Source organism: Deltaproteobacteria bacterium HGW-Deltaproteobacteria-4, from assembly GCA_002841765.1.
GTDB lineage: Bacteria > Desulfobacterota > Desulfuromonadia > Desulfuromonadales > UBA2197 > UBA2197.
This window is the reverse complement of sequence record PHAV01000006.1, coordinates 70,072-91,768: the sequence shown is the minus strand read 5'-3', so window position 1 is coordinate 91,768 and position 21,697 is coordinate 70,072. Positions and strand designations below refer to the sequence as shown.

General features: G+C 59.0%; 20 protein-coding genes and 1 riboswitch. Of the genes, 8 read left to right on the top strand and 12 right to left on the bottom strand.

Annotated features, from left to right (window positions below; all coding sequences use genetic code 11):
* Positions 1-42 precede the first annotated feature (42 nt).
* From mqnC to mutY, 3 genes are all read left to right on the top strand, one after another.
* Complete coding sequence (gene mqnC / locus CVU69_05365) at positions 43-1,113, top strand: dehypoxanthine futalosine cyclase (protein ID PKN12793.1); 1,071 nt, start codon at positions 43-45, stop codon at positions 1,111-1,113.
* Positions 1,114-1,215: 102 nt separating this feature from the next.
* Complete coding sequence (gene hisC / locus CVU69_05360; protein ID PKN12792.1) at positions 1,216-2,268, top strand: histidinol-phosphate transaminase; 1,053 nt, start codon at positions 1,216-1,218, stop codon at positions 2,266-2,268.
* A complete protein-coding gene (gene mutY, locus CVU69_05355) occupies positions 2,265-3,305 on the top strand; it encodes an A/G-specific adenine glycosylase (protein ID PKN12791.1) in 1,041 nt (346 codons plus the stop codon). The genes hisC and mutY overlap by 4 nt, the downstream gene beginning before the upstream one ends.
* A gap of 165 nt (positions 3,306-3,470) precedes the next feature.
* Here mutY and CVU69_05350 read toward each other — a convergent pair whose 3' ends face one another.
* Positions 3,471-4,091, bottom strand: coding sequence for a LysE family translocator (locus CVU69_05350; protein ID PKN12790.1), 621 nt, complete (start codon positions 4,089-4,091; stop codon positions 3,471-3,473).
* A 137-nt stretch (positions 4,092-4,228) separates the two neighbouring features.
* Positions 4,229-5,536, bottom strand: coding sequence for a thiamine biosynthesis protein ThiC (locus tag CVU69_05345; protein ID PKN12789.1), 1,308 nt, complete (start codon positions 5,534-5,536; stop codon positions 4,229-4,231).
* Positions 5,537-5,659: 123 nt separating this feature from the next.
* Positions 5,660-5,848, bottom strand: a riboswitch (cobalamin riboswitch).
* Between the two features lie 116 nt (positions 5,849-5,964).
* Between CVU69_05345 and CVU69_05340 the strand changes: the two genes are divergently transcribed.
* Positions 5,965-6,759, top strand: a complete 795-nt coding sequence (locus CVU69_05340; GenBank protein PKN12788.1) for a peptidase M48 — start codon at positions 5,965-5,967, stop codon at positions 6,757-6,759.
* A gap of 57 nt (positions 6,760-6,816) precedes the next feature.
* Here the strand turns inward: CVU69_05340 and CVU69_05335 are convergent, their stop codons facing one another.
* Entirely contained in the window at positions 6,817-7,917 is a 1,101-nt protein-coding gene (locus CVU69_05335) for a cobyrinic acid a,c-diamide synthase (protein PKN12787.1), read from the bottom strand.
* Positions 7,918-8,170: 253 nt separating this feature from the next.
* Between CVU69_05335 and CVU69_05330 the strand changes: the two genes are divergently transcribed.
* Complete coding sequence (locus CVU69_05330; GenBank protein PKN12786.1) at positions 8,171-9,187, top strand: low-specificity L-threonine aldolase; 1,017 nt, start codon at positions 8,171-8,173, stop codon at positions 9,185-9,187.
* Between the two features lie 71 nt (positions 9,188-9,258).
* Here CVU69_05330 and CVU69_05325 read toward each other — a convergent pair whose 3' ends face one another.
* On the bottom strand, positions 9,259-10,389 hold the full coding sequence (locus CVU69_05325; protein PKN12785.1) for a 4Fe-4S ferredoxin: 1,131 nt from the start codon (positions 10,387-10,389) through the stop codon (positions 9,259-9,261).
* 228 nt (positions 10,390-10,617) lie between these two features.
* On the opposite strand from CVU69_05325, the gene CVU69_05320 reads away from it, so the two are divergent.
* The 3 genes from CVU69_05320 to CVU69_05310 are packed head-to-tail and all read left to right on the top strand — an operon-like array spanning position 10,618 to position 14,721.
* Positions 10,618-11,910, top strand: coding sequence for a hypothetical protein (locus tag CVU69_05320; protein PKN12784.1), 1,293 nt, complete (start codon positions 10,618-10,620; stop codon positions 11,908-11,910).
* 43 nt (positions 11,911-11,953) lie between these two features.
* A complete protein-coding gene (locus CVU69_05315) occupies positions 11,954-12,418 on the top strand; it encodes a cytochrome C (protein PKN12783.1) in 465 nt (154 codons plus the stop codon).
* Between the two features lie 17 nt (positions 12,419-12,435).
* Positions 12,436-14,721, top strand: coding sequence for a hypothetical protein (locus CVU69_05310; protein ID PKN12782.1), 2,286 nt, complete (start codon positions 12,436-12,438; stop codon positions 14,719-14,721).
* Between the two features lie 133 nt (positions 14,722-14,854).
* On the opposite strand, the gene CVU69_05305 is transcribed toward CVU69_05310, so the two are convergent.
* The 8 genes from CVU69_05305 to CVU69_05270 all read right to left on the bottom strand — a co-directional run bounded on the left by CVU69_05305 (position 14,855) and on the right by CVU69_05270 (position 21,689).
* Positions 14,855-16,294: a glyceraldehyde-3-phosphate dehydrogenase gene (locus tag CVU69_05305; protein PKN12781.1), complete on the bottom strand. Its 1,440-nt coding sequence runs from the start codon at positions 16,292-16,294 to the stop codon at positions 14,855-14,857.
* A 148-nt stretch (positions 16,295-16,442) separates the two neighbouring features.
* On the bottom strand, positions 16,443-17,555 hold the full coding sequence (locus CVU69_05300) for an NAD(+) diphosphatase (protein ID PKN12780.1): 1,113 nt from the start codon (positions 17,553-17,555) through the stop codon (positions 16,443-16,445).
* Positions 17,552-18,079, bottom strand: coding sequence for an ADP-ribose pyrophosphatase (locus CVU69_05295; protein ID PKN12779.1), 528 nt, complete (start codon positions 18,077-18,079; stop codon positions 17,552-17,554). The genes CVU69_05300 and CVU69_05295 overlap by 4 nt, the downstream gene beginning before the upstream one ends.
* Before the next feature lie 107 nt (positions 18,080-18,186).
* On the bottom strand, positions 18,187-18,921 hold the full coding sequence (locus CVU69_05290) for a hypothetical protein (GenBank protein ID PKN12778.1): 735 nt from the start codon (positions 18,919-18,921) through the stop codon (positions 18,187-18,189).
* Between the two features lie 147 nt (positions 18,922-19,068).
* A complete protein-coding gene (locus CVU69_05285; GenBank protein PKN12777.1) occupies positions 19,069-19,926 on the bottom strand; it encodes a hypothetical protein in 858 nt (285 codons plus the stop codon).
* A 40-nt stretch (positions 19,927-19,966) separates the two neighbouring features.
* Entirely contained in the window at positions 19,967-20,791 is an 825-nt protein-coding gene (locus CVU69_05280; GenBank protein ID PKN12776.1) for a nitroreductase, read from the bottom strand.
* Between the two features lie 58 nt (positions 20,792-20,849).
* Positions 20,850-21,266, bottom strand: coding sequence for a DUF1499 domain-containing protein (locus CVU69_05275; protein ID PKN12775.1), 417 nt, complete (start codon positions 21,264-21,266; stop codon positions 20,850-20,852).
* A 51-nt stretch (positions 21,267-21,317) separates the two neighbouring features.
* The gene (locus CVU69_05270) at positions 21,318-21,689 is read right to left on the bottom strand and encodes a pyridoxamine 5'-phosphate oxidase (GenBank protein ID PKN12774.1); all 372 of its coding nucleotides are present in this window, start codon (positions 21,687-21,689) and stop codon (positions 21,318-21,320) included.
* Positions 21,690-21,697 lie beyond the last annotated feature (8 nt).

Sequence of the window (21,697 nt, the reverse complement as noted above, 5' to 3'; positions counted from 1 at the left end):
TAGGGGCGACCCGGTGGGTCGCCCATCCACAACATGACGCCAATGAAACCATTTGAGATTATCCAAAATAAAATCACCGCCGGCACTCCCATCGACCGCGACGAGGCCCTCTGGCTGCTGCGCGAAGCCGACCTTCTCGCCCTCGGCCAGCTCGCCGACGCCATCCGCGAGAAAAAACATCCCCAGCACCGCGTGACCTTCGTCATCGACCGCAATGTCAACTACACCAACGTCTGCACCTCGAAGTGTAAGTTTTGCGCCTTTTACCGCAACCTTGACGACGCCGACAGCTACCTCCTCGATTACGAAACGATCATGGAAAAGGTGCAGGGATTGGTTGAGCACGGAGGTACCCAGCTCCTCATGCAGGGAGGACTCCATCCCGAGCTGCGCATCGAATGGTTCGAGGAACTCTTTCGCCTCATCCGCAGCCGCTTCCCGAGTGTACAGATCCACTCCCTTTCCCCGGCCGAGGTCATCCACATCGCCAAACAGTCGGGGATCAGCATGGAGGATTGTCTGGGGCGCCTCAAGGCCGCCGGCCTCGCTTCCATCCCCGGTGGCGGCGCCGAAGTCCTCGTCGACTCCGTCCGTCTGGCGATCAGCCCCAACAAGATCGGCACCAGCGACTGGCTGGCGGTGATGGAAGAGGCGCATCGCCTCGGCATGCGCACCACCGCGACGATGATGTTCGGTAGCAGCGAAGCGCCGGAAGATATTGTCGAGCACCTTCTCGTCATCCGTGAACTGCAGGCCAGAACCGGCGGCTTCACAGCCTTTATCCCCTGGACCTACCAGCCGGGGAATACCGAACTCGGCGGCGAAACCGCCAGCGGCGTCGCCTACCTGCGCGTCCTCGCCCTGTCGCGTATTGTTCTGCAGAATATCGACAACATCCAGGCGAGCTGGGTGACGCAGGGCGCGATGATGGCCCAGGTGGCGCTCCGTTTCGGCGCCAACGACCTCGGCGGCACCATGTTAGAAGAAAACGTCGTCGCCGCCGCCGGTTGTGACTTCCGCCTGTCGATTGAGGAGATCGTCGAAATTGCCCGCGGCGCGGGGTTTACGCCGGCGAAGCGGAATACGCTGTATGAGATTTTAGAAGAATACTAAAAGCCACCACCCCCAGCCCCTCCTTATCAAGGAGGGGCTGGGGGTGGTAAGGTCTCAAAATTTATTGGATCAAGAACACACATAAACAAATCGAGGTCTCCCATGCAACCCTTACGCAAAGCCATTCGTGACATGGCCGGCTACGTCCCCGGCTTCCAGCCCCCTGATCATGAGCCGTGGATCAAGCTCAACACCAACGAAAACCCTTACCCGCCTTCGGTGAAGGTTCGGGAAGCGCTCCTCGCCGAGATCGGCGCTGACGGCGAGAATCTGCGCAAATACCCCGACCCCAGCAGCAAACAGATGCGTCAGGTGGCGGCGGAGCTTTACGGGTTTGACCCGAGTTGGGTGATCACCGCCAACGGTTCCGACGAGCTCCTCAACAACCTGATCCGCGCCTTTGCCGGCGAAGAGGAGGAGGTCGCCTACATCCATCCTTCCTACTCCTATTACGCCACCCTCGCCGAGATCCAGGGGGCGAGAATCACGACCTTCGGCCTCACCGACGACTTCCGCATCAAGGACTTCCCGGCCCGTTTCGAGGGAAAGATTTTCTTCCTCACCTCACCGAACGCCCCCCTCGGTTTTTCCTTCCCCCTCGCCTACATCGAGGAGATCGCGCAGCGCTGCGCAGGCATGCTGATCGTCGATGAAGCCTACGTCGATTTCGCCGACTTCACGGCGATGGCGCTGGTCAAGAAGTACGAAAACGTCGTCGTCACCCGCACCTTCTCCAAGAGCTACTCCCTCGCCGGGATGCGCCTCGGCCTCGCCGTCGCCCGCCCCGAGGTAGTCGCCGCCCTCGACAAGATCCGCGACCACTACCACCTCGACCGCCTCGCCCTCGTCGCCGGCAGCGCCGCCCTCGCTGATCAGGCGCACCTCGCCGCCACCGTCGCCAAGATCCGCGCCACCCGCGAACGCTTCATCGCCGGTCTCAAGGAAATCGGCTACACCATCGTCGAGTCGCGCACCAACTTCGTCTTTGCCTCGCCGCCGGATGGAAATGGCAAGCGGGTTTACGATGCCCTCTTCGCCCGCAAGATTCTCGTGCGCTACTTCTCCGATCCGCTCCTGGCACACGGGATGCGGATTACCATCGGCACGGATGCGGAGATGGAGACGACGTTGAAGGCGCTGGGGGAGATTGGTTGATCTCCATCGCCCCGCTCCTCCTCGCCTGGTACGGCCAGGTCGGCCGTGACCTGCCGTGGCGCCACACCTCTGATCCCTATTGCATCTGGCTCTCCGAGATCATGCTCCAGCAGACGACGGTGACGGCGGTCATCCCCTATTACCAGCGCTTCCTCGCCCGTTTCCCCGCTGTCGCCACCCTCGCCAGCGCGCCGATCGAGGCGGTGATCGACGCCTGGGCCGGCCTCGGTTACTACTCCCGCGCCCGCAACCTGCATGCGGCGGCGCAGCGGGTGATGAACGACTATGGTGGTTCTTTCCCCTCGTCCCTCGAAGAGCTGACCGATCTTCCCGGCGTCGGCCGCTCCACCGCCGGGGCGATCCGCGCCATCGCCTTTGGCGAGCGCGGCGTCATCCTCGACGGCAATGTCCGCCGGGTGCTGGTGCGCCTCCTCGCCCTTGATGGCGACCCGCGCAGCTCAGCGGCGGAGAAGATCCTCTGGCAATCGGCCGAGGCGGTGACTCCGCCTGAGCGCGCCGGTGACTACGCTCAGGCGATCATGGACCTCGGCGCCACCTGCTGCACCCCGACCAAACCGACCTGTTCCCTCTGTCCCCTCGCTGCGCATTGTCATGCCTTCGCGCAGGGACGGCAAGACGCGTTGCCGGAGAGACGGAAGACCAAGGCGGTGCCGACGGTGCTGCAGGTCGCCCTGCTGCTGGAACGCGACAATCGCTGGCGGGTCGAACGCCGTCCCTTGAGCGGGATGCTCGGCGGCCTCTGGGAATTCCCGACCTGCGTCGTCGCCGTCAGAGACGATCCAACGACCATCGCCGCCGTTCTCGCTGCCACTTACGGCGTGGGTGACATCCGCGAAACCGGGCGGGTCGCTCATGCCTACAGCCATTTCAAGGTCGATCTGCGGCTTTTCAGTGGTCAGGTGGAAGAGTGGGGGCGGGTCGCTGAAGGGAAGGCGGAGTGGGTTGACGCGGAGGTTTTGCGCGGATTATCCCTGCACGGCGCGCACAAGAAGGCGTTGAAATTTATTGCCACGTAGGGACGAACCATTATCCGGTCAAATGCATTCTGCACACGGATAAAATCTGATTAGACGGATTTTCACGGATTTAACATAAAGAACCGGTCCAGAGTCTATTGTCTTGATTAATCTGATTTTATCCGTTTCATCCGTACAATCCGTGTGAAACGCCTTTCGTAATCCTCATCTCTCCGCAAAAGCCAGCCGTAACGCCAGCGCCGTAAAGACCCCAGCCGTCAAACCATCCAAATATTTCGCCAGTCGCGGCCGCGCCAGCAGATAGCCACCAATGCTCCCGGCAAAGTAGCCGAGGGTGGTGAAGAGGACCACCGCCTGCGCCATGAAGAGGCCACCGAGGAGGAGCATCTGCGCCGGGACGGAACCGTTCTGCGGATTGACGAACTGGGGGAGAAAGGCGAGGAAGAAGAGGGCAACCTTGGGGTTGAGGACGTTCATGATGAAGCCGCGTTTGAAGAGGTCCAGCGCCGGCCGCGCATCCGCCTGCCCGAGTCGTACCGCGCCGCTGTGGCGCAGGGTCAGACAAGCAAGATAGAGGAGATAAGCGGCGCCGGCGTACTTGACGGCGCTAAAGGCGAGGGCCGAAGTCGCGAAGATCGCCGAGATCCCCAGCGCCGCAGCGAGGGTATGAATGCTGATGCCGCTGCACATGCCGAGGGCGGTGATGATCGCCGCCCGCCGCCCCCGCGCAATCCCCTGGGTGAGGATAAAGAGGTTGTCCGGCCCCGGTGCCACCGTGATCGCCAACGACGCGCCGAGGAAGGTGAGGAGGAGGGAAGTCGTCATGGTTCAAACCTGATGAAATTCATATACGCGCCTCCCATCGCCAAGGGCCACCACCCCTAGCCCCTCCTTGTCAAGGAGGGGGACTTTGGTCAAAACCTCCCCTCCTTATTCACAAGGAGGGGTCGGGGGTGGTGAATTCAGATCTTGTCCCCTTTGAGATCACCGTTAAACAGCTTCCCGGCCCCGCGCGAAGCGCAGAAATCACCGCACATGGTGCAGGTATTTTCGTCCTCGGGGGTGCGACTGGCGCGGATCGCCTTGGCATCTTCGGGGTAGAGGGCGAGCTCGAACTGTTTCCCCCAATCAAGATCGCGGCGCGCTTTCGACATCTCCTTGTCGCGCTCGCGCCCCTTCTCCGGATATTTGTTCATGTCGCCGATGTAGGCGGCGATCTTGGCGGCCTTGACCCCCATGCGCACATCCTCTTCGTTGGGGAGGGCGAGATGCTCGGCGGGGGTGATATAGCAGATCAGGTCGGCGCCGTAGCGGCTCGACTGGGCGGCGCCGATGGCGGCGGTGATGTGATCGAAGCCGGGGGCGACATCGCAGGCAATGGGGCCGAGCATGTAGTAAGGGGCGCCGCCGCTCATGCGCTTTTGCAGCTGGATATTCCCTTCGATCTCGTCGAGGGGGACATGGCCGGGCCCTTCGACCAGCATCTGGCAGCCCATGTCGCGGCCGAGCTCGGCGAGCTCGCAGTTGATGAGGAGCTCCTGGATCTGCGCCCGATCGGAGGAGTCGTGGATCGCGCCGGCGCGCAGGCCGTTGCCGAGGGAGAGGACGGTGTCGTACTTCTTGAGGATACTTACCACCCGATCGAAGTGTTCGTAAAGGGGATTCTCCTGCTGGTTGGCGATCATCCACGCTACCATCGAGACGCCGCCCTTGCTGACCAGGCCGCCGTAACGGTAGCCCTGCTTGCGCAGGCGCTCGATGGTGTAAAGGTTGATGCCGCAATGGACCGCCATGAAGGCCATGCCATCGCTGCACTGCTGTTCGATGAGGTCGAAAAGGAGCTCCTTGTCGAGCTTGTTGGGATCGCCATAACGCCGTGCTGCTTCGCAGAAGGCCTGGTAAAGGGGGACATTGCCGACCGGCAAATCGACGCTGGCGATGACTTCGCGCCGCACCCGGTCGAGATCGCCGCCGACCGAGAGTTCCATCAGGGTGTCGGCGCCTGATTCCTCGGCAGCGATGGCTTTACGGATTTCAGCAGCGTAATCGACAATATCGGAGGAGGTGCCGATGGAGGCATTGACCTTAGTCGAGAGCCCCTTGCCGATGCCGACAACCTTCGGCTTACGATTGTGGTTCCAGGGGATGACGATCTTGCCGCTAGCGACGTTCTCCAGGATATAAGCTTCACTGAGTTGTTCGTCACGGGCAACAATGGCCATTTGCGGGGTAACGATGCCCTGGCGGGCAGCTTCGATCTGGGTCAACATGAATTTCAACTCCTGGGTTTAGATGATTCAGTAATGAAAAAGCCCCACTCCGCAGGCGGAATAGGGCTCGAAATCGAGGGTGCGCATAGACCTCCGCTTCCGGCCCCTCTTTCCACGGAGGTTCCAAAACAGCGTCGGCTTGGCAGGTTTCCTGGCTTGGGGATCAACCCTCACTCGCCCCTTCCCAGGTTTCCCCAGTGGGATTATGCGAGATCAGTCCACCCTGACAGTTGCGGGACAGCGCGGGATTTGCACCCGCTTCCCTATTATCCGTACCGGCAAGGGTACGGCACCAGACCGCTTGGTCATCGATTGTGCGGCAGTTGTAATTGTCAGCAGGATAAAAGTCAAAGAAAAATATGCTACACTTGCCAAAAAACTTCGGGTTACGCTACGCTAACCCAGTCTATCCATTTGAGGAGATTTTTATGTGCCGACTCATTACTCTCACTCTGACGCTGCTCCTCCTTACCGCCTGCTCAACCGTGCCGATTACCGGCCGTTCCCAGCTCAACCTCATCCCCGGTTCCTCCATGCTCGCCATGAGCGCCCAGGAATACGGTACCTTCATCAAGGAGAACAAGGTCAGCGCCAACCCGGAGCAGACAACGACGGTCAAGCGGGTCGGGACGAAGATCCAGCAGGCGGTCGAACGCTATTTTGCCGACATCGGCCTGGAAAGCCATCTCGCTGATTACCAATGGGAGTTCAACCTGGTCGAAGATCCGCAGGTCAATGCCTGGTGCATGCCCGGCGGTAAGGTGGTCGTCTACACCGGCATCCTGCCGGTGACCCGCGATGATGCCGGACTGGCGGTCGTCCTTGCCCACGAAATCGCCCACGCTATTGCTGAACATGGCAATGAGCGGATGAGTCAAGGACTGATTTCTCAGATGGGGGGGATCGCACTCTCGACCGCGATGTCGACGAAGTCGGCAGCAACTCGACAGCTCTGGATGTCGGTCTACGGCGTTGGCACCCAGTACGGAGCGCTCCTCCCTTACGGTCGATTGCAGGAGAATGAAGCCGACCAGCTCGGCTTGGTCTTCATGACCATGGCCGGCTATGATCCGCATGCCGCCATCAGCTTCTGGGAACGGATGGCGGCGCAAAAAGGGGGGCAAGCGCCCCCGGAATTCCTCAGTACACACCCATCCGATGCCACCCGCATCGCCCGGATCAAAAAAGAGATTCCGGGCGTGTTGGAAAAGTACGGAAAATAACACGATTACCGTAGGGGCGAGGCGGTGCCTCGCCCAGGCCGACCCACCGGGTCGCCCCTACACCACCAGTGCTTCGATGGCGTCGAAATCGAGCTGACGCTCGGCCATACTGTAGATCAGTTCAATCTTTTCTTTATCATCGGCGGTCGTCTTCGAGACGTCGTTGGACAGGAGGGTAAAGGTCTCGGAATTGGTGATCATCGTCCGCAGATAAGGAACCCCCGAATCATCGATGATCTGCTGAGTAATTTTCGAAATCGGGTTGAGACCGGCGATGAGGAGTCCGGCAATTTTCCTTTTATATTCGGGGAGATGATAAAGGGACGAAGTCGTTACCAGGAGTTCATCACGAGAAGAGTTGACCATCAGCAGGGTTGAATCTTCGAGAAGATCAATGACCCGTTGCGACGAAGCGGCCCCGAGCTGCTGGTGGAGGATAATCCGCTGCGCTTCCTGCGGGGTGGCGCGCAAGGTCTCCCCGAGGACTTTTGCCACCCGGTTCAGGGTCGGATTGGCAAGGAGCGGTGCATAATCGAAGCCGATACGCACCGGCACCCCGATGCGGGCAAAGGCGAGGGTGAGGTAGTGCAGGCTCTGCTCCCGTTTGGCCGGATCGACCTTGTTGGTCAATACCAGTTTGACCTCGACACCTGCCTGGCGGAAAAGAGCGATGTTGAGAGCGGTGGCATCAACGACATTGCCGATGCCGCCGCCGGTGACGATCATCACCGGAGCATCGGTGATCCTGGCCACCTCGGCATTGCTGAGATCGAAGATCGAGCCGACACCACCATGTCCCGATCCCTCGATAACAATGAAGTCGTATTGATGCTCGAGTTCGTCCAGGGCACTGCGGATCTTCTCATGCAGGAACGCGGCGGTGAATTCTCCGTCGAGAAAAGCACGGGTGGTGGCGCGATCGACAACGACCGGAGAAAGGAGGGTGGGGTCCTGCTCCAGACCGAAGATCTCGGCGGTGAGGGCGGCGTCCTTATCGACGATCACCCCGCGGTACTCGGCGGGTTTCGGCCCGAAGGGCTTCATGAAGCCGACTCGGCCCTTGCCGTATTTTTTACTGGCGAGGTGCAGAAGTGAAAGGCTGGTGGTCGTCTTTCCACAATCTTTTCCGGTGGCAGCGACAAAAATTTTCCGGGCCATACGGTCTCTTCCCCTTTCTTATCCGTTCAAGTCAAAATCTTCACCTGAGCGCCCGAGCATAACTGTTTTTTTCTCTTGAGGCAAAGCGATTGCGGCAGGAATAATCATTTTCAGCAAAAGCATTCAGCACACGGATAAAATCTGATTTGACGGATTTAAAAGGGATTCAACCTGATTTATCTGTCTTTTATCCGTTTCATCCGTGTTAATCCGTGTCCGACTATTTTTTCAGGTTATTTTGGGAGTTACTTAAATGCTAAACATCGACCTGCGCAGCGACACCGTCACCCGTCCCTCGCCGGAAATGCGCGCCGCCATGATCGCCGCTGAGGTCGGGGATGATGTTTACGGCGAAGATCCAACCGTCAACCGCCTCGAAGCCTTTTCCTGCGAACGCTTTGGCTGCGAAAGCGCCCTCTTCGTCAGCAGCGGCACGCAGGGGAATCTTTTGGCCCTATTGGCACACTGCCGGCGTGGCGACGAATATCTCGCCGGGGATCAGGCACATTGTTACCGCTGCGAAGGCGGCGGTGGCGCCGTCCTTGGCGGTATTTCGCCGCAACCTCTTGCCATGGAGGCGGACGGGACGATTAGTGCCGAACGGATCCTCCGCGCCATCAAGCCGATAAACGATCACTACGCCCGCACCCGCCTCCTTTGTCTGGAGAATACCCATGCCGGCAAAGTCCTGTCGCTGCGCTATCACCAGCAGATGCAGACTTTGACGCGACAGCAGGGTCTCGCTCTCCACCTCGACGGCGCCCGTCTTGGCAATGCCGCTGTGGCCTTGGGCATCGACCCGGCCGAGCTGGTCGCCACCGTCGATTCCGCTTCGATCTGCCTCTCCAAAGGGCTCGGCGCTCCGGTCGGCGCCCTCCTTTGCGGCGGCCGCGACTTGATCCGTGAAGCGCGCCACTGGCGCAAGATGGTCGGCGGCGGCATGCGCCAGGCCGGCATTCTCGCTGCCGCCGGTCTTTATGCGTTAGAGCATAACCTTCCCCGCCTCGCCCACGATCATGCCCTCGCCCGCATCCTCGCCGAGGGGTTGGCTCCTCTCCCCGGCTTGCACATCGACTTGGCGACAGTGCAGAGCAATATGGTCTTTGTGACGGTGGAGAACAACCGGGAAGAGGCGCTGAAGGGATATTTGCGGGAGCAGGGAATTCTGGTGGGCGGTTACGACGCTCTGCGCTTCGTCACCCACCTCGATCTTCGTGCCGAGGACATTATTTGCGTGGTTGAGGCCTGCCAAAGGTTTGCCGAGCGGTAGTAACCCACAAAGAGGAAAGAGCCGGTCGATCGCAAGATTACCGGCTCTTTCCTCTTGAAAACTATCTTTTCTTACCACCCTTTCGGATTCTTCGGCTGGAGGTTGACCAGCTCATAGCGACGCGAGCCGAGGCCGATCTTCTCGGCGTGCTCGAGCTGCACTTCCCAGGGGACATCAGGGTGAACACCGCGAAACTTGTCGCCGCCCGGTGCCTGACCGCTCTGCAGCGCCGTATTCGGCAGCCCCGGCGCGGCGAGAACGAGATCGGCGCAGGCCTGATCAAGGGCAACCGGGTCGATGGAGGCGAGGATACCGAGATCGGCGACGATCGGGGAATCGGAATGGCCGTAGCAGTCACAGGCCGGCGAGACCTGAGTCACAAAGTTGATATAAAGAGTTTTTCCTTTCTTGCCTTCCGTCGCCCCCAAAGCATATTCGGCCATCTTCTGCATGACCAGAGCTGGCGCTTCATTCCATTGCACACGGATCGCCGTCTCTTCACAGACGGAGATGCAGCGGCCGCAGCCGACGCAGCGCTTTTCGTCGATCTTTGCCTTCTTCGCGACGATGAAAATGGCGTCATGGGCGCAGGCTTTGAGGCAGGCGGCGCAGCCGGTGCAGACCGCCTCTGCCACCTCCGGCGCAACATTGGAGTGCTGCTCCATCTTCCCTTCCCGACTCGAACAGCCCATACCGAGATTTTTGAGAGCGCCGCCGAAACCGGTCAGTTCGTGACATTTGAAGTGGGAAACGCAGAGCAGCGCATCGGCTTCGAGGATGCCGAGAGCGATATCGACGTCCTCCAGAATCTCGCCGGGGATCTTCACCCGCCGCGCCGAGTGGCCGCGCAGCCCGTCACAAAGGATCAGCGGCGCGCCGGCGACGGCAAAGTCAAAACCGTTCTCGATGCCGCAGACCAGCGCCGAGACAGCTTCCTTGCGCTGACCCGGATAAAGGGTGCAGGAATCGGTGAGAAAGGGCTTGCCGCCGGCCACCTTGATCTTGTCGACAAGGCGACGGATAAAGGTCGGACGGATATAAGCATGCCCGCCGCGCTCGCCAAAATGAATCTTGATGGCGGTGAGATCCCCTTTACTGACCACGCCGGGAAGGCCGGCCAAGGCAACCAATCTCTCCAGCTTGTCGTGGAGATTCTCCCGGTTCCCGGTGCGCATATCGGTCATAAAGACCTGGCTTTGCATGGCAATATCCTCTCTTATTTTTTTTCGTTGAAATCCTACCACGCACCTGATGGCGGTGCAATTCCCTAAAATAATAAAGATTCTTTGCGCGCAAACCGTGCCTAACGAGAAATATAACTATTTTAATTCTAATCGCTCTTGCATATTCATAATTATGTGGTTAAAACACAGTATGCTTGTCAACAAAAAATCGCAGTCATCCTTACCATTGCCAATTCAGGAGGTATTATGAATCGCTGGCGACTGACGCTCTTAAGCCTTTCCATCTGCGTAACCGTAATCTTGATCAGTCACATCCTTCCCCCTGTCGCCGCTGCGGCGATGCCAGTTGAAATCCAGTCGACCACCCTCTTCCGCCTCTTTCAACGCGATAATCTGACCAACAAGGACGAAAGCGTCGCCCCGGTCTATGAATATTTGCAGGCCGATATCGGTCAATACAACACCAAGGGGCTCTCGCTGCACCTCTACGGCTGGGGACGAACCGACCTCGCTCGTAACGACTACTATGAGGACAACAGCACCGCCGAACTTCTCTACGGCTATCTGGAGTACACCCGCCCCTTCAGCAACCTCAACCTGCGCCTCGGTCGTCAACAGATCGTCGCCGGCATTGCCAACGACAGCATCGACGGCTTGAGCCTCTTCACCAATCTGGGCGACAAATTCTCCCTCTCGGCCTACGGCGGCTTCCCGGTCGCCTTCAGCACAATCCAGGGTCGCAGCGGTGATTACATTTACGGCGGGCGCATCGCCCACCATCTCAACAGTCGCTACGCAATCGGCCTTTCTTATCAACAGCTCAGTAACGACGGCGATAAGCAGAATCAGCAACTCGGGATCGACACCGCCTTCAAACTCCCCGCGGGGATCAGCCTCTCCGGACGATCGAGTTACAATCTCGAGAACGATGGCTGGGGAGAACATTTTTATGAAGTCCCGGTCACTCTCGGCGACTTCTCCATCCGCCCCTTCTTTGAAAAATACGATTATCGCGACTACTTCGCCTATGGCAACCGCACCCCCAACCCCTTCTCCATTCTCACCCAAAGCAATGAAGGTTTGACCACCTATGGAACCGACATCCTCTGGGGGAAAACCTCCAAGTGGGATATCGGCGCCAAAGTCAAACACTTCACCTACCATGTCAACGACGACACAGCGACTTATTACGCCGGGCTCGTCACTTGGCACGGAGCAGCGTTGACGCAGATTGGCGGCGAACTCGGGACGATGCAAGGGGATGCGGCGAAGAACAATTATCTGCTCAGCCGTCTCTTCTTTTATTGGGATCGCCCCAACGAGCGCCTGGGATCCTTTGTCAGTGGCGATCTTGTTTATGCCCTCTACGATGAATCAATCTACGGCAAAGACAGCTCGTTCTTTGCCTCTCTCGGCGCCGGTCAGCGTTTCTTCAAGGATCGTCTCGAACTGAAGCTCTCGGGTGATTACAGTGTTGATCCGAATTTTGACAGCGATTTTCGCGGCATGCTGGTGATGAATTATCGCTTTGGCCTCTAAGGGCAAAAATCTCTATCCGCCATTCATCTCAAGGAGAAAACTTATGCCTGTACGATTTCTCATCGCCCTGGTGACTACGGTCGCGACGCTCGGCGTCCTTTATGCCTGTTCTTCGTCAAACTATCTCCCCGCTCAGCACCCGGCCGATGTAGGGTTGAGCCACATCCGGCCGATCTGTGTCGATTGTCATGAATCACGCAGCGACAAGCTCGCCTATGCCGATTTCAATCACACTCCGACCTTTGCTACCACCCACCGCTCCGTTGCCAGCCGCAGCGCCCAGGTCTGCGCCATGTGTCATCAGCAGAGTTTCTGCAACGAATGCCATGCCACCGGGATTGAGCTCAAACCCTCATTGAAGAATCAGAGCGAGACCTTCCGGGGGATGCCGCATCGCGGTGATTACCAGAGTCGCCACGTGATCGACGGTCGCCTCGATCCGACCTCCTGCTATCGTTGTCACGGTAACCCGAAAGCGTCCGAGACCTGCAGACCCTGTCACGGTTAACAGCCAGGAGGATAAAGATGAAAAACTCCATCTACGCTCTTATTGCAGTGATCTTTATGTTGATCGCGGGCGGCTGTTCCGACCGCAACACCGATGCCCCACTGCCGGGGCAGATCCATCCTGCGGGGTGGCTCGTTCAACACGCAGCAGCCGCCAACGCCGATCTGAACAGCTGCCAAGGTTGTCACGGGGTCGAATTCTCCGGAAGCGGCAACGCCGTGAACTGCTTTAACTGTCACAGTTCCGGCCCTCCCTTCACCTCCGTGCATCCGGGAGGTTGGGTTGACGTCGTGGCCGACCACCAGACCTTTGCCCAGACCATCAGCTGGACCACCTGCGCCACCGCGGCTTGTCACGGCCCGACCCTGGAAGGGGGGAGTACCGGTCCCAGCTGCTTTAACGTCGCTTGTCACGGGCCGCAGGGAAACCCGCCGGCACCGCACGCGCTCCCCTTTACCGCCCCGACTGCTCATGGACCGACAGCCAAGCCTGATCAGATTGTCTGCCGCAATTGCCATGGCCGGCCGGAGAGCAATTTCAACGGCGGCTTCGTCGCCGATCTCTATACCGACCCGGTCGGCGTCGAGATTAATCCCAGCGGTAACTGTAACCTCTGCCATCCTTCCGCCTCGGCCCATCCAACCAACTGGCAGGGGACGAACGACCCGGGTCCCGCCTATGCTGCGAGTCACCGCGGGATCGACGAAACCACCCAGGAACGCAGTTGCGCCCTCTGCCATCTGACCACCGGACCTGGTACGGGTCCGGTCCCCACCGCTCCAAGTTGTTTTACCGCCAACCATACCAACGAGGACAATAGCACCACCATCTGCCACGGCAGCGGACCGCTCACCGCTCCTCACCCCGTCGACGGCAGTTACCAGGCGCCAGCGGCGCATGGCCGGGACGCCAGGCAGGACCTGGTTGCCTGCCAGAACTGCCATGCCGTGCCGGGCACCTCCGGCCCTGGCTCCAATCCCCGCTTTAATGTTACCATCGGCACCCTGGCCACCGGCTGCGAAACCTGCCATCCCCCCTTCTACGCCCATCCAGCAACCTGGGCCGGCCCGGACAACAATGTCTTTCACTATCTGTCCGGAAACATCGCTAACGCCTGCACCCTCTGCCATGGCGTCAATCTCGATGGCATCGGCGGCGTCAATGCGGCCGGGGGCACGCCGGGGCAGAGCTGCCTGGTATGTCATGCCGACACCACTCTCTTCAACCTCGACTGCACTGCCTGCCACGGCTATCCGCCGGACGGGGTGACCGCCGAGCCGTTGGTGGCCGCCCTCGGCGGTGCCCTGGTCAATCACGGCGCCGTCGCCGCGGTGGGGTCGCATGATCAGTGTGCCGTCTGCCACGGGGTCAAGAGCAGCAATACCGGCAGCAGCGGACACCTCTCACCCAACGCCAACTATCTGACTTTCGATGTCCTCACCGGCGTGCCCGGCGATCACTGGAACGGCCAGATCAACATGAACGGTCCCTCTCCAACGACGGGAACGGGCTACAATCAGACCAATTTTGGTTGCGACAACGCCGGCTGTCATGGCAATGATGCCGCCCACCGGTTGAGCAATTCGGCACTGACGGTACAGTTTGCCGACTACGGCGGGGAAGGAGGCGGGACTGCTCCTCACGCTCTCGACGGCTCTTTCCTCCTGCCGGCCAATCACGGCCCCTCGGCCCGCGCCAACCTCGTTGCCTGCAAGGCCTGTCACGGCCAGGCGTCCACCACCAACCCGCGCTACAACGTCGGTATCGGCGGCACTGGCTGTGAAACCTGCCACAATACCAACACCGCCCACCCCTCAGCCGGGACCCGCGAAAACGTCCGCTGGTACGACGGTCAGTGGCGGCACAGCAACGGAACCAAGAGCACCTTCGCCGCCGCTTGTAGCATGTGTCATACTGGGCTTGGTGGAACCGGCACGGTCGGACCGGCCTGCACCAGCTGCCATCGAGCCAGCCCCATCACCAACAATAGCGGCTGCGTCTCCTGCCACAGCGTACCGCCTAACGGTGCCGGAGTTGCCGGCGCTCTGACCCCGAACCGTCGGGGGCGACATGCTGAGGGACGGCACAGCAGCGAAATCAGTAATACCCCGCTCAACACCTGTGCTGTCTGCCACGGGGCGGCCTTCGGACCGGGGAATGTTAATCACTTCGACCAGACCACCGGCGCCACGGTGATCATGACCGGCGTCGGCGCCGGAATTTCAATATCACAGTCAGGGGGGAATACCACCTGCAACGGCAACTGTCACGGTGAGAATCACAGCAGCGAAAGATGGTACTAAGGTCACGAATTAACTCTCGCCCCTCCTAAACACAAAGACGCCGTCCCGATTAGGACGGCGTCTTTGTGTTTAGGAGGGGCGAGCTCCAGATCACGATCATCGCAGGCAGGAGCATGCTCCTTCGTTTCAACAACTATTTCGGAAAAGCCGGCAACTCCACCCCGGCCATGCGCTGTACCATGCGTACAACCTGGCAGCTATAACCAAACTCGTTATCGTACCAGATATACAGGACACAACGATTGCCCTGGACGATAGTAGCGAGAGAATCGACGATGCCGGCATGGCGGGAACCGACAAAGTCGCTGGAGACGACCTCGGGGGAGTTGGTGTAGTCGATCTGATTCTGAAGGGGAGATTCCAGAGAGATATCGCGCAGGTAACTGTTCAATTCCTGGACACTCGTCTCTTTACCGAGGGTCAGGTTAAGAATCGCTAGCGAAACGTTGGGGGTCGGCACGCGAATGGCGTTACCGGTCAATTTTCCACTCAGCTCCGGAAGGACTTTAGCCACGGCCTTGGCAGCGCCGGTCTCGGTGATGACCATGTTGAGTGGGGCGCTACGGCCGCGCCGCGAAGCTTTGTGGTAATTGTCGATAAGATTCTGGTCGTTGGTGTAGCTGTGACAGGTCTCGACATGGCCATTGACGATGGTGAAACGATCATGGACCGCCTTGAGGACCGGCACGATAGCGTTGGTGGTGCAGCTCGCTGCCGAAAAGATCGCCTCGTTGGCGGTAATGAGTTCGTTGTTGATGCCGAAGACGACATTCGGCACATCCCCTTTGCCCGGTGCGGTGAGGATGACCTTGGAAATCCCCTGCGCGGCGAGGTGACGACTCAACCCTTCACGATCCCGCCACTTGCCGGTGTTATCGATGAGGATGGCGTCGTTGATCCCATACTCGGTGTAATCGACCTTTTCAGGGGCATCGGCGTAGATAATCCGGATCATATTGCCATTGGCAATAATGGCATTCTCTTCTTCATCGATGGTGATGGCGCCGTTGAAATGGCCATGAATCGAATCGCGTCGCAGCAGCGAGGCGCGCTTCATCAGATCGTCATCGCTCCCTTTACGCACCACGGCGGCGCGCAACCGCAGCTTGTCGCCGCCACCGGTCTTCTCGGTGAGGATACGGGCGAGGAGGCGGCCGATGCGGCCGAATCCGTACAGAACGACATCGCGTGGCTTCTCCAGCACCGGCGCTTGGCCGGTATTGACCTCGGCGAGTTCGCGACACACGAAAGCGTCGACATCACCGCTATTTTCGGCGAGATAACGCACCGTCAGCTTGCCGATATCGATGCGACAGGGGGCGAGATCAAGGCGGCTGAGGGCGACGAGAACCGGGGCGGTTTCACGCACCGAAAGGTCATTTTCCAGAATCTGGCGGGCAAAACGGTGCGCCTTGAGAATATCGATGGCCGAACCGTTCGACAGGGTACGGGCGTAAACGGTGATGACCACGCCGCGGCGATAAAGCCGGCCGATCAGGGGGAGCATCATCTCGGCGAGCTCTTCCCGTTCCAGCCAGTCAGCGAAATATTTTTCCGGTTTCATGAGGTCCATACTAGCTCCTTTTTTGCAACAAATTGAGATTGCCATCCCCGAATCCATGGCGCCGACACAAGCAATGCCTGCGACTATCCTGCGCGTAGAGTGGGTAAACGCGCCATTGATAACACAAACGTCTTATTTGCTCCCAATAAAATTTCGCTCACAAGTCTACTTCCAACACCATCTCCAGTTCGGCACTGAGGGCAGCCAGAATTCCTTCGGCATCAGCAGCACAAGTCTCTGACCAACTCAGCTCGACAACGGCTGTCGATGCTTCGATGGTGCGCAGAAAGAGGGTGCCATCGTAGCCTTCAACAAGAAAACGGAGCATGCCGATCCGGGCTGGCACCAGACGGTAGCGGCGATGGCAAAAAGAGGAGGAAACCAACGGCCCGCCCATCGCTGCTCCAAGATGCTGATCGATAAGAAAACGGGCGATACTGCGGGGGGGCGGCAGTTCGGGGAGAGCGTCAAGGGAGAACCATCGCGCATCCTCAAGCTCGTGCGGATCGACACAGAGCTCGCCACCAGCGTACTCGGCAGTAAATCCCGCCATGATCTGACCCGGAAAGGGCCAGGCCTGACTGCCGATGTAACAGATATCCTTGACCGTGACCCCTGTCTCTTCTTTTATCTCGCGGACCACCGTTTCTTCGAGGGCCTCACCAAAATCGAGAAAACCGGCGACCAGACTGTAGCGGCCCGCCGGCCACTCGGCCTTGCGGGCGAGAAGAAGTTCGCCGGGACGATGAATCAGTACAATCACGCAGGGATGAATCGCCGGAAAGCGGAGGGTCTGACAGTTTGGGCAGCACTTCCCCCAGCCGCCGCCAACCCGGTCAAGGATGCCGCTGCACGCTGCACAGTAACGGCTTTCCTTTTCCCAGCGCAGGATCTGATGGGCAAGGGCCGCCAGAGAGGCGAACTCGATAGAGAGGCGCGGAACGGCGCTGCTGAAACTCTCCCGCACCCAGCCGGGCGGCAGGGGACAATCACGGGAGATCGCCGCGACCCGGCAGGGGAGACCGTCCCAAACGCCGATATGCAGGGGGGGCGCGGCAGCAACCAGCCCCGCCGGCAAGATCTCTTCCTGCGGCAGGCGTAGACCGGTCGCATCTTCGCGCAGCAACAGTTCACCGGCCATGATCAGCAGCCAATAGCCCTCCCCCTCCCTTGCAGCATCCGGGGGCTCTGGCGTAAAACGCCCGGCCAGGCAGGTGCTATTGAAAGGAAGATGAACGGTCGAGAGGTAATGGCGGGGGAAAGGGCTCATCGGCAGCATCCCGTTTTCAGGGCATAAAGAAGGAGGGCCAACTGGGTCTTGGCGTCGTCAATGCGCCCATCCCCGGCCATGGCGATCGCTTCACTTAGTGGAAGCGGGAGGAATTCGATAAACTCATGGTCTTCCTGCGCCATTGTCCCCGCCATCAGCTCCCGCGCCGCAAAGAGGTGAATCCGTTCGTCGGTATAGCCGACCGAAGGGAGGGTCGAACCGAGATCGATGAGCTTGCCGACGCGGTACCCCGTCTCCTCTTCGAGTTCGCGCCGGGCGCAATCAGCCGGCGCTTCGCCAGGATCGAGGCGGCCGGCCGGAATCTCGATGACCATCCTTCCAGCCACCGGCCGAAACTGGCGGATGAGCAGAACTTCGTTGTTCGGCAATATCGGCAGGATGGCAGCACCGCCGCTATGGTGGACGATCTCGAAATGGCCGGTGCGTCCATTGGGCAGGGTGTGGGTTTCGCGACAGAGGCGGAGAACCTTGCCGGCATAAAGTTCCGTAGAGTTGGTGCTCATTTGATCATTCCGATCGGCACTCAGGGGGCAGGAAAAAGCAGGGCGTGGACAAGACGCAGGAAGGGCCGGCCTGCAAAGCGGGTCGGCCCTTCCTGAAGACATTTTACTTACCAGCCAAGACTGACCTTGGCGGTGTAGACCGGAACTTCGGCATATTCCGCATCGAGAGTGATCCGCAACAAAGCCATGGCAATCTGCACCCCGCCAAAGACGCGCTGGGTCGTTTCGCTCTGATCCTGGAGGTTCGCCTTTAAGGTCGCGTTGCTTCCGGTGTATTCACCATCGCTGCGCAATACCCCGACGCCGACATAAGGAGTCAGAAAAAGAAAACCTTTACTCAGTACCGCGTCGGCACCATAGGTCTCAAGGTCGAGATCATCGACACCGAGGAGGGTGCTATAGTGGCCGCGCAAGGCGAGAGCCGGCAGCGCCGCCGAGCCATCCATGATCGCATATTGAATCTCGCCTGCGATCACCTTGATATTACTTGACGGAACCATTGCGTAACTGGCACCGAGATCGAAGTCAAAGGGAAGGCCTTTGCGCACATGCACCCTGGGCACCGGAAGGTAGCCGGGCGCATCATTCGAGTCAAAAACCTCATCCCAAAGGGCATTATCAATCTTGATAAAACTGGCCTCGATGCCGATATCGAAACCGGTGAGCCCGCCTGGCTCAGCCGGCGCGACGGCACGGTACGCAATCGCTGTCCCCGCTTCCTTGACCAAATCATTTAATTGGCTATTGGCAAAGTCGGCAGGAATGGAGAAGTCATACTTCTCAGCAAAGGCTGACGCAGCGCAGACCGAGAGCAGGAGCAGGGCAGTCAATAATTTTTTCATAAAGACCTCCAGAGGGAATGTGGGCAGCAGACAGCGCCCGGATGAAGAGATAGTGACAGCGATTCGCTTGATTTTGTCTGACCGGCAGGAAACAGAAGATTATTTAACAGATAGCGTCGTTGATTGCAAGAAGCTCCAAGTCCCCCCTTATTGCGCAGTATCCTTGATAAACCTCCCCTGCTGATATTCGGCAAAGGCGATGTGCAACTCTGCGTCGCTATTCATGACGATCGGCCCCTTCCAGGCGATCGGTTCCTTGAGGGGTTTCCCGGCGCAAAGGAGAAAACGAAGTTCCGTCGCCGCGGCGACGCGCAGTTCTGTCCCCGCCTGCTCAAAGAGGAGAACATTCTCCGGTCCGAAGAGCTGCTCTTCGCTATCGAAAGAGCCGGAGCCGGCCAGGAGATACGCGAAGAGGGTGTAGCCTTCTTTAACCGGCAGAACAAACTCTACCCCGGCGGGGACCGTGACATCGACCAAAAGGGGATCGATGACGATCTCCTGCACCGGACCGCGTATGCCGGCAACCTCGCCGCTGATGACCCGCGCCGCTACGCCACTTGCAAGTGTCACCAGCGGAATCCCGGCCGCCTTGATTTCACGATAGCGCGGCGCCATCATCTTCTGACTCGCCGGAAGATTCGCCCAGAGTTGAAAGCCCCACATCCGGCCGCTGGCGGTCTTCTGCGGCAGCTCCTGATGAATAATGCCGCTCCCCGCCGTCATCCACTGCACATCACCGTCTGTGATGACCCCTTGATTCCCCATACTGTCGCCATGTTCGACCCGGCCTTCGAGGATATAAGTAATCGTCTCGATGCCGCGATGGGGATGCCAGGGGAAGCCGGCAATATAGTCGGCGGGATTGTCGCTGTGGAAATCGTCGAGGAGGAGGAAGGGATCAAAGTGCGGCGTCTGATAATAGCCGAAAGCTCGCTTGAGATGAACGCCCGCCCCTTCGAGGGTTGGGACGCTCTGCAGAACCGTGCTGATCTTTCTTCTTGGCATGATTTCACCTCACTTTGAATTCTATATGCAGATCAACCCATTATCTCATCCGCTGAATCAACGCCGGCCCGTGCTGTACAGTGCGGGAATAATGCACTGCCGGCTTGCCGAAGGCCATGACGTAGCCGATGAGATGGTCGTCGGGGATGCCGAGGGTGCGGCGGGCCGACGGGACGAGATCGTTGATCGCCCATTTGGCGAGACCATTCCAGACCGTACCGACGCCGTTGGCTTGGGCGAAGAGCTCGAAGTAGGCCAGAGAGATAACGCAGTCAGGAAGAGGCGTCGGAACATTCGGCGGTACTGAAGCAATGAGCAGATGCGGGGCACCGCGAAAGATAACATCGACCTGCTTCTCTTCCCACATCCGGACAAAGTCAGCATAAAATCCCCGCCCTTCCGGCAGGGCATTCTCCTGCACCAATCGACCGAGCCCGGCCATCACCTCGTCCCGCAGTTGCGCCAGCTTGGCACGATCATCGACGACGGTGAAGAGGACTTGCCGCGAATTGACACCGGTGGGAGCGTGCCACGCCACCTCCAGCAGGTGCTGAAGCAGTTCCGGTTGAAGATTTTCCTCTTTGTAGCGCCGCACCGAACGCCGTCCCTTGATCAAAACCTCCAACTGTCCGGCATCAGGATAGTTACCGGCCAGCGGACGACTGTTTTCGGGCTGCAAACCGAGGATGGAGATCGCGGCAGTCGGGCAGATAGCGAGACAGTGCTGACATTTGTAGCAAAGAATTTCCTTCTCCGGGACAATGCAGGGAAAACCGCCCTCCATGGCAATAATGCGCGGCGGGCAATCGGCGACACACTGGCCGCATTTGGTGCAGACCTGTTGATTAACGAGAAAATTCAGCATTAGGGGAGTCCCTTTTCAAAAGTTAGGCAGGCAATTATTTTCTTTGCTTCTTTTATCCTTATCCTCCACGACTGAACGCTGCCCGAATCTCTTCAACCCGACTGCGGTTCTTGCCGAGATCGGAATAGCCCAGGCGGGAGGCGGAGCGGAGGTGGATCACCTTATTCTCCTCGTCCAAAAGAAACTCGGCATCATCGACAAAGAGAGTGGTGCGGAGCTCGACGCGCAGATAGCCGCTCCCTTCTTCGATGATCGTCGCATCGCTACGCTGGCGAAGCATCTGCGTAAGCCTGGCAAAAGCAGCGGCCGGTTCGTCACCAAAGGAAAACGGCGTAATCCGATGTCCTTCGTCGGCAGCGAAACTCGATACGCAGTTGGGGGACGAGGGGCACGCCGCCAAAACTCCATCTTTAACGCCAAGATTCTTCGGTCGCTCCCCGGCGCAGGCCGTCAGAATTGCAGTCAAGAGTGTCATGGCTATCCTTGTTCGTACATGTCTTCGCACCTTATCCTCCGCATCCCAGCACTAAATCAACGGCCTGATCTCGACAACTTTGAACCAGACGGCATGCGTCACGGCAGCACCGGCGCCCGGTCCGACGACTTCGTTGGTATTTTGTTTAATCGTCGCCAACATCTCTCCGCCCTCCGCTGTCTTGATCAGATCAAGAGCCACCCGCACACCCCGAAAGCCGGGGCCGGATTCGCGAAAGAGGTAGGAGGCTTGGGGGTTTTCGGTAAGATTGTGGAAGGTCCGCCCATCGGTCATCCCCCAGACGAGGGTCTGCTCATCGATAACATGGGGGTGGGCATAAACTGCTGTATTGACAGCGCCGGCGGCGTTGGCCGTGGCCATGACCCCGAGTCCGTAATTTTTGAAAGCTTCCTGAAGATTCATCGTTTGCT

Coding starts and splice junctions, on each gene's coding strand:
- CVU69_05275 (PKN12775.1), bottom strand. CDS start 21,266: ATGACACTCTTGACTGCAATTCTGACGGCCTGCGCCGGGGAGCGACCG.
- CVU69_05285 (PKN12777.1), bottom strand. CDS start 19,926: ATGCCAAGAAGAAAGATCAGCACGGTTCTGCAGAGCGTCCCAACCCTC.
- CVU69_05280 (PKN12776.1), bottom strand. CDS start 20,791: ATGCTGAATTTTCTCGTTAATCAACAGGTCTGCACCAAATGCGGCCAG.
- CVU69_05310 (PKN12782.1), top strand. CDS start 12,436: ATGAAAAACTCCATCTACGCTCTTATTGCAGTGATCTTTATGTTGATC.
- CVU69_05350 (PKN12790.1), bottom strand. CDS start 4,091: ATGACGACTTCCCTCCTCCTCACCTTCCTCGGCGCGTCGTTGGCGATC.
- CVU69_05295 (PKN12779.1), bottom strand. CDS start 18,079: ATGAGCACCAACTCTACGGAACTTTATGCCGGCAAGGTTCTCCGCCTC.
- CVU69_05325 (PKN12785.1), bottom strand. CDS start 10,389: ATGCAAAGCCAGGTCTTTATGACCGATATGCGCACCGGGAACCGGGAG.
- mqnC (PKN12793.1), top strand. CDS start 43: ATGAAACCATTTGAGATTATCCAAAATAAAATCACCGCCGGCACTCCC.
- CVU69_05345 (PKN12789.1), bottom strand. CDS start 5,536: ATGTTGACCCAGATCGAAGCTGCCCGCCAGGGCATCGTTACCCCGCAA.
- CVU69_05315 (PKN12783.1), top strand. CDS start 11,954: ATGCCTGTACGATTTCTCATCGCCCTGGTGACTACGGTCGCGACGCTC.
- CVU69_05335 (PKN12787.1), bottom strand. CDS start 7,917: ATGGCCCGGAAAATTTTTGTCGCTGCCACCGGAAAAGATTGTGGAAAG.
- CVU69_05340 (PKN12788.1), top strand. CDS start 5,965: ATGTGCCGACTCATTACTCTCACTCTGACGCTGCTCCTCCTTACCGCC.
- CVU69_05305 (PKN12781.1), bottom strand. CDS start 16,294: ATGGACCTCATGAAACCGGAAAAATATTTCGCTGACTGGCTGGAACGG.
- CVU69_05300 (PKN12780.1), bottom strand. CDS start 17,555: ATGAGCCCTTTCCCCCGCCATTACCTCTCGACCGTTCATCTTCCTTTC.
- hisC (PKN12792.1), top strand. CDS start 1,216: ATGCAACCCTTACGCAAAGCCATTCGTGACATGGCCGGCTACGTCCCC.
- CVU69_05270 (PKN12774.1), bottom strand. CDS start 21,689: ATGAATCTTCAGGAAGCTTTCAAAAATTACGGACTCGGGGTCATGGCC.
- CVU69_05290 (PKN12778.1), bottom strand. CDS start 18,921: ATGAAAAAATTATTGACTGCCCTGCTCCTGCTCTCGGTCTGCGCTGCG.
- CVU69_05320 (PKN12784.1), top strand. CDS start 10,618: ATGAATCGCTGGCGACTGACGCTCTTAAGCCTTTCCATCTGCGTAACC.
- CVU69_05330 (PKN12786.1), top strand. CDS start 8,171: ATGCTAAACATCGACCTGCGCAGCGACACCGTCACCCGTCCCTCGCCG.